The 13,463-nt window shown below is 69.7% G+C and carries 12 protein-coding genes; 6 read left to right on the top strand and 6 right to left on the bottom strand.

Features of this window, described 5'->3' with window-relative positions; all coding sequences use genetic code 11:
• Nucleotides 1-47: 47 nt before the first annotated feature.
• The gene (locus JFC09_RS01305) at nucleotides 48-890 is read right to left on the bottom strand and encodes a nitrilase-related carbon-nitrogen hydrolase (RefSeq protein ID WP_198392177.1); all 843 of its coding nucleotides are present in this window, start codon (nucleotides 888-890) and stop codon (nucleotides 48-50) included.
• A 293-nt stretch (nucleotides 891-1,183) separates the two neighbouring features.
• Here JFC09_RS01305 and cofD point away from each other — a divergent pair, with 293 nt between their 5' ends.
• A complete protein-coding gene (cofD, locus tag JFC09_RS01310; protein WP_198392178.1) occupies nucleotides 1,184-2,248 on the top strand; it encodes a 2-phospho-L-lactate transferase in 1,065 nt (354 codons plus the stop codon).
• Between the two features lie 2 nt (nucleotides 2,249-2,250).
• Here cofD and cofC read toward each other — a convergent pair whose 3' ends face one another.
• Nucleotides 2,251-2,970, bottom strand: coding sequence for a 2-phospho-L-lactate guanylyltransferase (gene cofC, locus JFC09_RS01315; RefSeq protein WP_232483086.1), 720 nt, complete (start codon nucleotides 2,968-2,970; stop codon nucleotides 2,251-2,253).
• Complete coding sequence (locus tag JFC09_RS01320; protein ID WP_198392180.1) at nucleotides 2,970-3,746, bottom strand: coenzyme F420-0:L-glutamate ligase; 777 nt, start codon at nucleotides 3,744-3,746, stop codon at nucleotides 2,970-2,972. The genes cofC and JFC09_RS01320 overlap by 1 nt, the downstream gene beginning before the upstream one ends.
• A gap of 61 nt (nucleotides 3,747-3,807) precedes the next feature.
• On the opposite strand from JFC09_RS01320, the gene JFC09_RS01325 reads away from it, so the two are divergent.
• Nucleotides 3,808-4,806: a TIGR03557 family F420-dependent LLM class oxidoreductase gene (locus JFC09_RS01325; RefSeq protein WP_198392181.1), complete on the top strand. Its 999-nt coding sequence runs from the start codon at nucleotides 3,808-3,810 to the stop codon at nucleotides 4,804-4,806.
• Here JFC09_RS01325 and JFC09_RS01330 read toward each other — a convergent pair.
• Genes JFC09_RS01330 through JFC09_RS01340 form a run of 3 tightly spaced genes read right to left on the bottom strand, consistent with a single transcriptional unit; the run spans nucleotide 4,731 to nucleotide 7,731 of the window.
• Nucleotides 4,731-5,639: an ABC transporter ATP-binding protein gene (locus JFC09_RS01330; protein WP_198392182.1), complete on the bottom strand. Its 909-nt coding sequence runs from the start codon at nucleotides 5,637-5,639 to the stop codon at nucleotides 4,731-4,733. The two genes, JFC09_RS01325 and JFC09_RS01330, sit on opposite strands and share 76 nt — an antisense overlap.
• Nucleotides 5,639-6,721 carry a putative F420-0 ABC transporter permease subunit gene (locus JFC09_RS01335; protein ID WP_198392183.1) on the bottom strand — a complete coding sequence of 361 codons (1,083 nt, stop codon included), beginning with the start codon at nucleotides 6,719-6,721 and terminating at the stop codon, nucleotides 5,639-5,641. Before JFC09_RS01335 ends, JFC09_RS01330 begins: the two co-directional genes overlap by 1 nt.
• Nucleotides 6,718-7,731 (bottom strand): putative F420-0 ABC transporter substrate-binding protein, encoded by a 1,014-nt coding sequence (locus JFC09_RS01340; RefSeq protein ID WP_198392184.1) that lies wholly within the window; start codon nucleotides 7,729-7,731, stop codon nucleotides 6,718-6,720. The genes JFC09_RS01335 and JFC09_RS01340 overlap by 4 nt, the downstream gene beginning before the upstream one ends.
• 215 nt (nucleotides 7,732-7,946) lie before the next feature.
• Between JFC09_RS01340 and JFC09_RS01345 the strand changes: the two genes are divergently transcribed.
• The 4 genes from JFC09_RS01345 to JFC09_RS01360 all read left to right on the top strand — a co-directional run bounded on the left by JFC09_RS01345 (nucleotide 7,947) and on the right by JFC09_RS01360 (nucleotide 13,393).
• On the top strand, nucleotides 7,947-8,855 hold the full coding sequence (locus JFC09_RS01345; protein ID WP_198392185.1) for a LysR substrate-binding domain-containing protein: 909 nt from the start codon (nucleotides 7,947-7,949) through the stop codon (nucleotides 8,853-8,855).
• A gap of 261 nt (nucleotides 8,856-9,116) precedes the next feature.
• Nucleotides 9,117-10,601 carry an NCS1 family nucleobase:cation symporter-1 gene (locus JFC09_RS01350; RefSeq protein ID WP_198392186.1) on the top strand — a complete coding sequence of 495 codons (1,485 nt, stop codon included), beginning with the start codon at nucleotides 9,117-9,119 and terminating at the stop codon, nucleotides 10,599-10,601.
• Nucleotides 10,602-10,641: 40 nt separating this feature from the next.
• Nucleotides 10,642-12,075 carry a dihydropyrimidinase gene (gene hydA, locus JFC09_RS01355; protein WP_198392187.1) on the top strand — a complete coding sequence of 478 codons (1,434 nt, stop codon included), beginning with the start codon at nucleotides 10,642-10,644 and terminating at the stop codon, nucleotides 12,073-12,075.
• 10 nt (nucleotides 12,076-12,085) lie between these two features.
• Nucleotides 12,086-13,393, top strand: a complete 1,308-nt coding sequence (locus JFC09_RS01360; protein WP_198392188.1) for a M20 family metallo-hydrolase — start codon at nucleotides 12,086-12,088, stop codon at nucleotides 13,391-13,393.
• Nucleotides 13,394-13,463 lie beyond the last annotated feature (70 nt).

Here is a 13,463-nt window from a genome sequence, read left to right on the forward strand (position 1 = left end):
CTCGTGACGACCGGCCGTCTTCGCCGGCACGGCGTCACAGGGGCTGTTCAGGGGGCGGTGATCGCGTCGTACGTGTCGGGGCGACGATCGCGGTAGAACTGGAAGCCGTCTCGCGTCTCCCGCACCTGGCTCAGATCGAGGTCCCGGATGAGGATCTCCTCCTGCGCAGACGAGGCGACCTCCCCCACGTAGTTGCCCTTGGGGTCCGCGAAGTAGGAGGAGCCGTAGAACTCGACGGCCTGCTCGCCGTATTCGTTGTCCTCCCGTCCCACACGGTTGGAGACCGCGACGAAGTACTGGTTCGCCCCGGCGGCGGACGTCTGCTCCAGCTCCCACAGCCTGTTCGACAGGCCGGGCTTGGACGCGTTCGGGTTGAAGACGATCTGGGCGCCGGCCAGGCCGAGCATCCGCCACCCCTCCGGGAAGTGCCGGTCGTAGCAGATCGACACGCCGATCCTCCCGATCGCGGTGTCGAAGACCGGCCATCCCAGGTTCCCGGGGCGGAAGTAGAACTTCTCCCAGAAGCTCTCGACGTGGGGAAGGTGGTTCTTCCGATACGTGCCGAGGTTCGTCCCGTCCGCGTCGACGACGACCGCGGAGTTGTAGTAGACGCCGGGCATCTCCTCCTCGTACATCGGGAGGATCGTGACGATGCCCAACTCCTTGGCGAGGGCAGAGAACCGCTGGACGATCGGTCCGTCCGCGGCTTCCGCGAACGCGTAGTACTTCCGGTCCTGGGTGATGCCGAAGTACGGCCCGTAGAAGAGCTCCTGGAAGCAGATGGCCTCTGCCCCCTGCGCCGCGGCGTCCCGGACGAACTGCTCGTGCTTGTCGAGCATGGATTCCTTGTCGCCGGTCCAGGTGGTCTGCGTGACTGCGACGCGAACCATGGTCGCCTCCTCAGCTGTGGGGAAAGTGATCGGGTTCCTGGCGGACACCCACGGTCCGCAGGATGAGCAGGTCGGTTTCCGCGGGAGTCTTCGTCGGCTCCACGGGGCCTGTGTGTCCTTCCATCTTCGAGCCAGCCGTGTGATGTGTCTAACATTCAGTTCCGGACAGGCTCGCCACTGAAATCGATGAGGCGCTTTCCGTAGGACACGACAAGCCTCCTTCACACCTCTCCGGCATAGACTCCGTGACGGTGCACGCATGGGGGCGAGCGCGATCGGAAGGGGCAGCAGCGATGGAGGATGCAGGCGTCGACGCACTGCGGCAGCATGCGGACCCCGCTGCGCCACAGAGGATCACGGTGCTGTCCGGCGGGGTGGGCGGTGCGAAGTTCGCCCGCGGTCTGCGGCACTACGTGCAGCGGGTGGGCGCCGACCGTGCCGGCGACACCCCCGCACCGGCCACCGTCACCTGCGTCGTGAACACCGGCGACGACATGTGGCTGAACGGGCTGCGTGTCTGCCCCGACCTCGATTCGGTGATGTACGGGCTCGCAGGTGTCAACGACCGTGAGCGCGGCTGGGGACGTGCGGGGGAATCGGAGCGGGTGAGCGCGGAGCTCCTCGCGTACGGCGTGGGCGCCGACTGGTTCACACTGGGCGACCTCGACCTCGCGACGCACATCGCCCGGACCCAGATGCTGCGCGAGGGGACGGGGCTGGTGGAGGCCACCCGCGTCCTCGCGTCGCGGTGGGACCTGGGTGCCACGCTGCTGCCAGCGACGGAGCACGAGGTGGAGACCCGGGTCCAGGTGGGCGACCACCCGGGCGACACTCTCCACTTCGAGGAGTGGTGGGTGCGTCATCGTGCGGCCCTGCCCGCCCGGCGGTTCCTCCACGACGGCGCCCCGTCCGCGGTGCCCGCTCCGGGTGTCCTGGACGCCATCGCGGGCGCAGACCTCCTCATCCTCGCCCCGTCCAATCCCATCGTGTCGATCGGGGCGATCCTCGCGATCCCGGGCATCCGGGAGGCGCTGCGCGCAGCAGGCGCGCCCGTCATCGGGGTCTCACCGATCATCGGCGGTGCGCACGTGCTGGGCATGGCCGCGCAGTGCCTGCGTGCCGTGGGCGCCGAGGTCTCCGCAGCAGGGGTCGCAGAGCATCTGGGCAGTGCTGGGGAACCGGAGGGTCTGCTGGACGGCTGGCTCATGGACACCACCGATGCGGGATCCGTCGCCCGGGTGGAGGCCCACGGGATCCGTGCCGCCGCAGTGCCGCTGCTCATGACGACGGACGCGCTCACCGCGGACATCGTGCACGCCGTGCACCAGCTGGCCGCCCGTGTGGTGGCGGACCGCTGACCCTACGCGGTCACCAGCCCGCTGAGCGCTGCCTCCGTCATGGGCCCCACGCCCAGGCGGCGGGCCGCTTCGAGGTCCGCGCGCGTGTCGACGTCGCGGCGCAGGCCCGGATGGTCACCGGTGAGCGCGACGTGACCGGCGCGCACGTGCCGGGCGAACGACCCCTCCCCGAAGAGGGGGTGCAGTCGGACCGGACGGGACACCTCCTGCCCGACCACGGGGTTCGCGGTGAGGAGCACCGTGCCGGTGCCCTCGGCATCCGCGAGGACGGTCAGGCGGTGGTCCTCGGCTGCTGCGAGCACCCGGTCGATGCCCGCGCCCGAGGCGGCCGGCAGGTCCCCGGTCATCGCGGCCACCCGCCGCAGCGGCTCCTGCTGCCGGACGACGGCGACTCCGGCCTCGATCGCGGGGTTGAGTCCCGGACCGCGGGTCTCGTCGACGATCACGGCGCCCCGCAGCCCCAGCTCCGCGGCGGCACGCGGGTCCGCTGTCACGACGAGGACCCGTCTCACGCGGGTGGCTGAGAGCGCAGCGGCGACCGCGTCGAGTGCGAACGACAGCGCCAGTCGCCGCCTGCAGGCGCTGTCCACGCCGTCCAGGCGGCTCTTCGCGCTGTCCAGCCGTTTGACCGGGATGACGAGGTCCCACGACAGCGCGTCCGATCCCACCCGCCCACGGGCCGCCCGCCCACCGGCCGGCGCCCCGGCGACCGTTCCGTGCATCACGGCTCGATCCCGTGGTCGCGCAGCGCCGCCGCGTAGCCGGCGCTCCAGGATTCGGCGGCCCCGGTGTGGAACATGTCCTCGTCGGTCGCGCGCAGGAGCGATCGTGCGGTCCTCGTCTCCGCAGGATCCTCCCGATCGACCAGGTCGCCCAGACCGCGGACGACCGCCACGGGACACCCGGTCGCCTTGCCCTTGACGAGGTCCGCCGCCGCCGCGATCTCGTCCGCGACCGCGGTCACGGTCACGTTCATCTCCTGCCCGTACTCGTCGCGCTCGCCGCGCAGGTCGAGGACCTCCGTCATCCCCGCGACCCCGATGGCCGCGTCCGTCTGCCCGACCCTCCAGGCGCGCCCCAGCGTGTCGGTGACGACGACCCCCACGGCGATGCCCAGCCGGTCGCGCACCGCGGACACGATCGTCCGTGCCGACCGGTCGGGGTCCAGCGGCAGGAGCAGGACGGTGCCGACCGGGACGTTGCTGTTGTCGACGCCGGCGGCGGCCGCGATGATCCCCAGACGGTTCTCGACGATGCGGACCGTCCCACCGGGGGTGGGGCGGCTCGCGACCATGCGGACCGTCTCCTCGGTGATCGCCTGTTCACGGTCCGCGGCCTCGACGAAGCGGTCCTCCGCCTTGGAGACGATCTTCGAGGTCACCGCCAGGACGTCCCCGTCGCGCAGCCGCCCGTCTGCTGCTGCGATGATGAGGTCGGCCAGATCGTCCCCCGCCCGGATCTCACCGATGCCCTCGAGTGCGAAGATCTGTAGGCTCATGGACTGCTCCTCTCGTACTGCTACTGATGTTCAGGAACCGCTGCTGTCGTAGGAGGTCTGCATGGTGTCGATCGGTCTGTCGCTGCGTCTCGAGCACACGCACCCCCGCACCGCGGTCGACGTGGCGGTGCGTGCGGAGGCGCACGGCTTCTCCGGTGTGATGGCCGCGGACCACTTCCAGCCGTGGACCCCGGAGCAGGGGCAGTCCCCGTTCGTCTGGAGCGTCCTCGCGGCGATCGGCGAGCACACGACGGGCGATCTGGGTCCGGGGGTGACGACACCCAGCTTCCGCTGGCACCCCGCCGTCGTCGCCCAGGCGTCCGCGACGACCGCGGCGATGTTCCCCGGCCGGCACTGGCTGGGGATCGGGTCCGGGGAGGCGATCAACGAGCACGTGGTCGCCCAGTACTGGCCGGAGGCCCCGGAGCGGATCGACCGCATGTTCGAGGCGACGGATCTCATCCGGAAGCTGTTCGCGGGGTCGCTCCAGCACCGGGACATCCGCTACTCCGGTCGGTTCTTCTCGATGGAGTCGACCCGGCTGTGGACGATGCCGGACACCGCTCCCGAGGTCCTGGTCGCCGCATCCGGCCCCGTCACCGCGAAGCGTGTGGGCCGGTCCGCGGACGGGATCATCACGGTGGGGGCTCCGGGTGACAAGGTGCCCCAGCTGCTCACGCGCTTCGCGGAGGGCGCTCGTGAAGCGGGCCGGGACCCGCGCACGATGACGAAGGCGATCCAGCTGCACCTGTCGTGGGCGGGCAGTGCGGAGGAGGCGGAGCGGCAGGCGCTCGAGCGGTGGCCGATCGGTGCGATGCCGTTCCGCAAGTCCGACATCCGCTCGCCGTACGACTTCAAGCAGCTCGCCCGGAACGTGAGGACCGAGGACTTCGCCGGTCACGTCCTCATCTCCCCCGACCTCGACGAGCACCGGGACTACATCCAGGCGCACATCGACATGGGCTTCGACCGCATCTACCTCCATCATGTCGGGGAGGACCAGCGGGCGTGGGTCGAGGCGTTCGGGACGAGGGTCCTGCCCGGGCTGCGACTCTCCTGACGGAGGCTGCCGTCGGGCTCGTCCTCGGGGAGGCTCAGGGCGAAGACCGGGTCGAGGGTCCGCGGGTGGCGGAGGATTTCCGCGTCGACCCCGTAGACCTCCCGAATAGTGTCCGGGACGAGGACGCTTCCCGGATGTCCGGTCGCGTGGAGGGCCCCGTCGCGCAGCACGACGACCTCGTCGCAGACGCTGCCGGCGTGGGACAGGTCGTGCAGGGCGGTGACGATGGTGATCCCCTCGTCCGCGAGTGCGCGCAGCAGGTGCAGGATGCTCAGCTGCGCGTGCGGGTCCAGGTGGTTCGTCGGTTCGTCGAGCAGGAGCAGCTCCGGCTCCTGCGCGAGCGCCCGAGCCAGCCCGACCCGCTGCCGCTGGCCCCCCGACAGCGTCGTGTAGGTGCGGTCGGCGAACCGCGCGCAATCCGCGACCTCCATCGCGTACTCGACGCGCGCCGCGTCATCCGGGGTCGGTCCGCCGAACCGGAAGGTCGGCTGGTGCGGGACCCGCCCCAGTTCGACGACGTCGCGGACGGTCAGCGGTTCCGCGGTGTGGGCGTTCTGCTCGACGAGGGCGAGCAGGCGTGCGCGCCTCCGGGCGGAGAGTCGGAGCAGGTCGTGTCCGCCCCAGCGGACGGTGCCGGACGCTGCGGGCACCACCCCCGCGAGCGCCCGGAGGAACGTGGACTTCCCCGCCCCGTTGGGGCCGATCACGCCGGTCACGGATCCTCGGGGCAGCGAGACGCTCACCCCCTGGACGATCGGCGCGCCGCCCAGTTCGATCGTGAGTCCCTCGACGGCGAGTCCGTGGCCGGTGAGTCCTTCGCCGGTGAGTCCCATCAGGACCCTCCCTTCCGCCGTGCCAGCAGCAGCGCGAAGACGGGGGCGCCGATGACGGCCGTCACGATGCCCACCGGCAGCTCCCGCGGGTCGAACGCGGTCCGGGCCGCGGTGTCCGCCCAGATGAGCAGGACCGCGCCGGTGAGTGCGGACACCGGCAGGAGTGTGCGGTAGCCGGGGCCCACGAGGAGTCGTGCCGCATGGGGGATCACGAGGCCGATGAAGCCGATCGCCCCGCTCATCGACACGAGGACCCCGGTGAGCACGGCGGTGCCTGAGAGCATGAGCCAGCGCACGGCTGTGACCCGCACTCCCAGCGCTGCGGCGGCCGCATCCCCGAACGCGAAGGCGTCGAGCAGCCGGGCCGATGCGGCGATGGGCACCCCGACGACGACGAGCGCGGCGGCGGCGAGCGCGGTCTGGTTCCACTGCACTCCGCTGAGGGAGCCCATGAGCCAGCTCAGGATGTCGCGGTAGGAGTCCCCCTGCGCGTGCCAGAAGATGAGCAGGCTCGTGAGGGCGCCGCCCAGCGAGGACACGGCCACCCCGGCGAGGATCGTGCGCGCCGGGGTGAGTCCTCCGGCCAGGTGTGCGAGTCCCAGCGTCGCGAGCAGTGCGGCCATCGCGCCGATGAAGGCGGCGGCGGGCAGCAGCGCCTGCGTGCCGATGAGGAGTGCGACGACGGCACCGACCGAGGCGCCCGACGACAGGCCCAGGAGGTACGGGTCGGCGAGCGGGTTGCGGGTCGTCGCCTGCATGACGGCGCCGCAGAGCGCCAGCCCCGCCCCCACTGCGGCTGCCGCGAGCACCCGCGGCAGCCGGAGGCTCCAGATGATGCCCTCCTCGATCGGGGTCAGTCCCGGGTCCGCCCCGCCCCACCGGGACAGGACACTCGCCACGACGTCGCCCACCGTGAGGTCCGCAGGCCCCATCGTCACGGCGACGCCGATCGACAGGGCGAGCGCGACGACCAGGAGCACCCCGATGGCGATCGGGCGGAGGGAGCCCCCGGCGGGCGGCAGGTCGCCGGCCCCGCGGACGGTGACCGCGGGGCGCAGTCGGGGCGGCCTCGTCGCAGTCATCCGCGCTGCGCCTCGAGCTGGCCCGCCAGCTCCGTCACCGCGTCGGCACTGCGCACGCCGGCCTCACTCGCGGCGAACGGCAGGCGGAGGTAGCTGCCCGACCGGACCGCGCGCAGCTCGGAGGTCACCGGGCTGCTCTCCAGCCGGGCGATCTTGTCCTCAGCGGTGTTCCAGTCGGCGTCGATGAGGACGATGACCTCCGGGTCCGCCTCCGCGATGACCTCCCAGCTCAGGCTGGTCCACGTGTCGTCGACGTCCGCCGCGATGTTCTCGAGCCCCAGCTCCTCCATGATCATCGCCGGCGCACCGCTGCCGGCACCCACGTACGGGGTGTCCGTGCCGGACGAGTACCAGAGGGCCGTGGGCGCAACGTCCGCGGGCACGACCGCGTCGACGATGTCGCGCTGCTCTGCGACGAGATCCTCCGCGGCCTGCTCAGCTCCGAAGATCGCACCGGCTTCGAGGATGTCGTCGAAGACGTCCTCGAACTCCAGCTTCTCCGGCTTGTACCCCTTCTCCTGACACGCGGAAGGTGCCACGTACGTGGAGACTCCGAACGAGTGGAGTGAGTCCCGGTCCCCCGCACCGTCGGCGGAGAACGCGGATTCCCACCCCGCGAAGACGAAGTCCGGCTCCAGGTCGAGCACCACCTCCTGCGAGGGGACGTCGTCGGACACCTCCGGCACGCCGTCCGCCGCAGCCGCGAGCGCTTGCGGGAGCGGGCCGTCCGCGAAGGCGGAGCCCACGAGCCGGTCCCCGAGTCCCAGGGAGAGGACGAGTTCCGTCGCGGTCGACTTGATGGTGAGGATCCGTTCGGGAGGCTGGGCGACCTCGACGGCGGTGCCGCAGTTGTCGAGCTCGAGCGGATAGCCGGAGTCCCCGGTGCCCGAGGCTGCATCATCGGTGGCGGGGGCACCCTCTGCCGCGGACGGGCCGGGAGCCTCACCGCCGCAGGCGGTGAGCAGGAGCGCGGCGGCCAGGAATGCAGGGGCAGAGCGGAATGAGCGCATGAGTCCTCGTTGACACATCGGTGAGAGGGAAGACGGGTCGAAGTGCGCGACCGCAGTTCCAACGGCGAAGACTGCCGCTCGCCACCCGCTGTCGGGGTGGAATCCGTGGGCAGAGCGTCCCACTGCCGTGGATACTACGCGATGAGTGCGATCTCGAGAAGGCCCCCACGCCTGACAATGTGTCCTGCACCATCCCTCCGTGGCACTATCGACACATGGAGTTCCCGTTCACGCTCAACCAGCTTCGCTACTTCAACGAGGTGGCGCGCCACGAGAGCATGAGGATCGCAGCGGAGGAACTCCACGTGTCCCAATCGGCGGTGTCGACCGCCATCGCGCAGCTGGAGCGGGGGCTGCACGTGCAGCTCTTCATCCGCCAGCGGAACCGCAGCGTGACGCTCTCGTCTGCCGGCCGTCGCTTCGCAGCCCAGACCCGCGTCTTCCTCGCCCGGGCGGAGGCCCTGAGCGAGCAGGGATCCCTGCTGGGCGGGACTCTGAGCGGCCGTCTGACGGTGGGCGTGTACGCGCCCATCGCCCCGTTCCGCTTCCCCCGCGTGCTCACCTCGTTCGAGCAGCAGTACCCCGGAGTGGACGTCGACCTGGTCGCGGGTGACCTGGAGGTGGTCCGCAGCGCGCTCGTCGGCGGCGAGTGCGAGGTCGCGCTCATGTACGGGCACGGGCTGGGCCCGGGCTTCGAGACGCGGGTCCTCGAGAAGGTCCGCCCCCATGTCTTCGTCTCCACCGACCACCCGCTGGCGGAGAGCGGTGCCGTGCACCTGGCCGAATTCTCCGACGAGCCGTTCATCCAGCTCGACCTGCCCTATTCGCGCGACTACTACGATCAGCTGTTCCGCCTCGTGGGCGTCGCCCCGCAAGTGCGGTACCGCTTCAACGACTACGAGACGGTCCGGTCGTTCGCGGCGATGGGGCACGGGTACGCGGTCCTCAACCAGCACCCCACGCGTGCCACGTACTCCGGTGCGGAGCTCGTCGCCCTCGACCTGCTCGACGAGCTGCCCGGCATCGAGGTGATGGCCGTCTGGCCGGAGCACACGCGCCTGACCCGCCGGGCCGACGCCTTCGTCCGTGCGTGCCTCGAGAACTACCTCCCCTCAGCGGACTGACGGTCCGCGGGAGGGGCAGCCGGTTCCACGACGATGGGCGTCCCGACAACCCCGCTTCCCGACGGCTCATCGATTTCGGTGGCGAGCCTGTCCACAACTGTTCGTTAGACACGTCACATTCCAGCCGACACGATGGAGGAACTCCGGCCGGACCTGGCGGAGGCGGAAACGGATCCCGGCATCCAGGCCGATGCAGAGTCGCATCCCCCCGTCCCCCTCCGAAGACCTCAGGGCCGACCCCATCCCGGAAAGAGGCCGATGATGTCCGCTGTGCTTGCCCGCTCCACCAGGCTCTACAACAAGGAGCTCACGCCCGAATCGGCGACGAACACGTGGAAGACCCTGAATCTCTTCAACTGGTGGATGGCCGGTTGGCACTCGATGGCCGGCTACACGATGGCGATCGGGCTGTTCGCGTTCGGGCTCTCCGGCTGGCAGGCGATCATCGCGTTCATCGCCGGTGCGATCATCCTCTACGGCCTCAACAACCTCACCGGGGTGGCCGGCCAGCGGGAGAAGGTGCCGTTCCCCGTGTTCGCCCGCGCGAGCTTCGGGGTGTTCGGTGCGAACATCCCCGCCGTGCTCCGCGCGATCGTCGCCGTGTTCTGGTACGGCATCCAGACCTACCTCGCGTCGGCCGCTGTCATGATCCTCGTCCTCAAGATCGCGCCGGGGACCGCCCCGCTGACGGAGAGCACGTTCCTGGGGCTGTCCTCGCTCGGCTGGATCTGCTTCCTGGCCCTGTCCCTGCTGCAGTGGGCGGTGCTCCTGGCCGGCCTGGAGACGGTCCGTCGCCTCACCGACTTCGCGGGCCCCACCATCTGGGTCGCGGTGCTCGCACTCGCGGTGTGGATGCTGGCCCGCGCGGGCTGGACGATCGACCTGTCCGCGGTCACCACCCCGGAGACCCCGTCGGCGGGACGACAGGTGCTGGGCGTCGCCTCTGCCGCGTTCATCGTCGCCGCCTACATGGCGGGCCCGTCGCTCAACTTCGCCGACTTCACCCGGAACGCTCCGTCCGAGCAGTCGGTGCGTCGCGGGAATGCGCTGGGACTCCTCATCAACGCGTCCCTCTTCGGCATCGTCTCCGTCATCATCGCGCTGTCCGCGCACACCGTGTACGGGGACGAGTCGCGGGACCTGGTCGACCTCGTCCGCGACATCGACAACGTGACGGTCCTCCTCGTGACGATCATCGCGGTGTCCGTCGCGACGGCGGGCGTCAACATCATCTGCAACTTCGTGGCGCCGGTGTACGACCTCATCAACATCCGGCCGGAATGGTTCACCTTCCGCCGCGCGGGCACCCTCGTCGCCGTGCTGTCGGTCGCCGTCACCCCCTGGAACCTCTTCTCCAGCCCGGTGATCGTGAATCAGCTCATCGGCGGCATCGGTGCCTTCATGGGGCCGCTCTTCGGCATCATCACCGTCGACTACTACATCCTGCGCGCACGGCGCCTCCACGCGGAGTCGCTGTTCAGCGACGATCCGAACGGCGTCTACTTCTACCGCCGCGGGTACAACCCGCGGGCGATCATCGCGCTCATCGCCGGGGGTTCGATCTCCCTGCTGCTCACCTTCGTGCCCGCGTGGTCGGACGCCGTGCCGTTCGCGTGGCCGGCCGGGATCGTCGTGGGCGGCCTCGCCTATGCGCTGCTCTGCCGCTGGGCACCGCTGCCCGCCCACCCCGAACCGTCGGCTTCGCAGGCCGACCCTCCCGCCGAGGCCCCGGTCCGGGCGCGATGACACTCTCACCATCCATCCCCACCCCACACAGGAGGTCACGATGACTACCACACTCATCACCGGCGGAACCGTGGTCAACACGACCGGCAGGGTCGAAGCGGACGTCCTCATCGACGGCGAGACGATCGCCGCCGTGCTGCCCCCGGGTTCCCAGCTGCTCGGCTCGGATCTGAAGCGGACCGTCGACAAGGTCATCGACGCGAGCGGGAAGTACGTGCTGCCGGGCGGCGTCGACGCCCACACGCACATGGAGATGCCGTTCGGCGGGACGTTCGCCGCGGACACCTTCGAGACCGGCACGCGTGCGGCCGCCTACGGCGGGACCACGACGATCATCGACTTCATCACGCAGTATCCGGAGCAGCGGGTCATGGACCAGTACAACCTGTGGCACGAGAAGGCCGCGGGCAACTGTGCGATCGACTACGGGTTCCACCAGATCCTCTCCGACATCCAGCCCGAATCGCTCACCGCGATGGACGAGCTCGTCGACGAGGGCGTCACGAGCTTCAAGCTGTTCATGGCGTACAAGGGGGTCTTCCTGTCCGACGACGGCCAGATCTTCCGCGCGTTCCAGAAGGGCGCGGACAACGGCGCGCTCATGATGATGCACGCGGAGAACGGCTCCGTCATCGACGTCCTGGTCCAGCAGGCGATCGAGCGCGGGGAGACGGGCCCCATCAACCACGGCCTCACCCGGCCGTGGCAGATGGAGGAGGAGGCGACGCACCGGGCGATCATGATCGCGGACGTCGCGAACTGCCCGCTGTACTTCGTCCATGTGACGGCGAAGCAGGCGGCCACGCAGATCGCCGAGGCCCGGGGCCGCGGCGCGAACGTGTTCGGCGAGACCTGCCCCCAGTACCTGTACTTCAGCCTCGAGGACCAGCTGGGTGCCCACAGTGAGGAGTGGGGTGAGTTCGAGGGCGCCAAGTGGGTCGCCTCGCCTCCGCTGCGGTCGAAGCACGAGGGCCACCAGGAGTTCCTGTGGAAGGCTCTGCGGACGGACGAGCTGCAGATGGTGTCGACCGACCACTGCCCGTTCTGCATGAAGGAGCAGAAGGAGCTGGGCGCGAACGACTTCTCGAAGATCCCCAACGGGTTCGGCACCGTCGAGCACCGCCTCGACCTCCTGTACCAGGGTGTCGTCGACGGGAAGATCACCCTGGAGAGGTTCGTCGAGATCACGTCGACGACTCCGGCCCGCATGTTCGGCCTCTACGGCCGCAAGGGCGTCATCCAGCCGGGTGCCGACGGCGACGTCGTCGTGTACGACCCGGCCGGGCACACGACGATCAGCGCGGACACCGCGCACATGGCCATCGACTACTCCGCGTGGGAGGGCTTCGAGATCGACGGCAAGGTCGACACCGTCATCAGCCGTGGCAAGGTCGTCGTGCAGAACGACGAGTACCTGGGCCGCAAGGGCGATGGCCAGTACCTCAAGCGCGACACGTCGCAGTACCTCGTCTGAACTAGGAGACATGACAGTGACCACTACCCCTGAAGACGCCTTCCTCTCCGACTTCCACGAGGTCGCGACGATCGGTGCGACGGACGCCGGCGGTGTCGAGCGGCAGGCGGCGACGCCGATGGACATGGAGACCCGCAACTGGTTCAAGGCTTTCGCCCAGGAGCGGGGGTGGGAGACCGGCGTCGACGGGATCGGGAACCTCTTCGCCCGCGTGCCGCTGGTCGCAGGCGGCGACGGTCCGGCCGACGTGATCCTCGCCGGCTCCCACCTCGATTCGCAGCCGAAGGGCGGGCGGTTCGACGGCGCCTACGGTGTGATCGCCGCACTGCACGCGGCCGCGCAGATCGAACGCCGGGTGCGCGACGGTGAGATCGCGGCGAAGTACGACCTCGTCGTCGTCGACTGGTTCAACGAGGAGGGCGGGCGGTTCCCCCCGTCCATCATGGGAAGCTCCGTCTACGCGGGCCTCATGGACAGGGACCAGATGCTGCAGGTGAAGGACCTCGAGGGGGTGAGCGTCCGCGACGCACTCGAGGGGATCGGCTACCTCGGTTCGGATGAGGATCCGGGCGTGCCCCGCGTCGACACCGTGCGGGGATACGCGGAGATCCACATCGAGCAGGGGCGGATCCTCGAGCGCGAAGGGCTGCCGCTGGGGGCGGTGGACTCGTCCTGGTACACCCAGAAGCTCGACATCGAGGTGCTGGGCGAGCAGTCCCACACGGGGGCCACCGCCATGGCGGACCGACACGACGCCCTCGTGGGGGCGTCCCACGTCATCCTCCTGTTCCAGGAGATCTGCGAGCGGTTCCCGGAGGAGACGCTCGTGTCCTCCGTCGGGCAGGTGACGGTCGAACCCAACTCGCCCATCGTCGTGAACTCCCGTGTGCACCTCGTGGGCGATCTGCGCGCGAACGACCCGCAGATCGTGAAGGACGCGCGGGACTGGATGCTCGACGAGTTCAAGAAGGTGGAGGAGAAGACGGGGCTGAAGGTCGTGGCGCGCGATTTCGACATCCGCCCCAATCGCTACTACCCGATCGAAGGCGTCGAGCTGCAGGAGAAGGTCGCGGCGGACCGGGGTCTGGACATCCGTCGGATGCAGACGATGGCGGGCCACGACTCGGTCGCGATGAACACGGCCACTCCGTCCGTCATGATGTTCATCCCGTCGTTCGAAGGCGTCTCCCACTGCGAGCGGGAGTTCACCAGCGACGAGGACATGGTGACCGGTGTCCAGGCCCTCACCGATGTGCTGGTGCGCATGCTCGACGGTGCGCTCGACGACGTGGCCTACCCGGGGACACCGCCCGCCTGAGCCGGAACGTCGGGAGGCGGGTGCCTCGGCATATCCTCGTGAAGAACCGATAACGATTCTAAGGAAGCCC

Source organism: Brevibacterium yomogidense (assembly GCF_016107685.1).
Classification (GTDB): domain Bacteria; phylum Actinomycetota; class Actinomycetes; order Actinomycetales; family Brevibacteriaceae; genus Brevibacterium; species Brevibacterium yomogidense.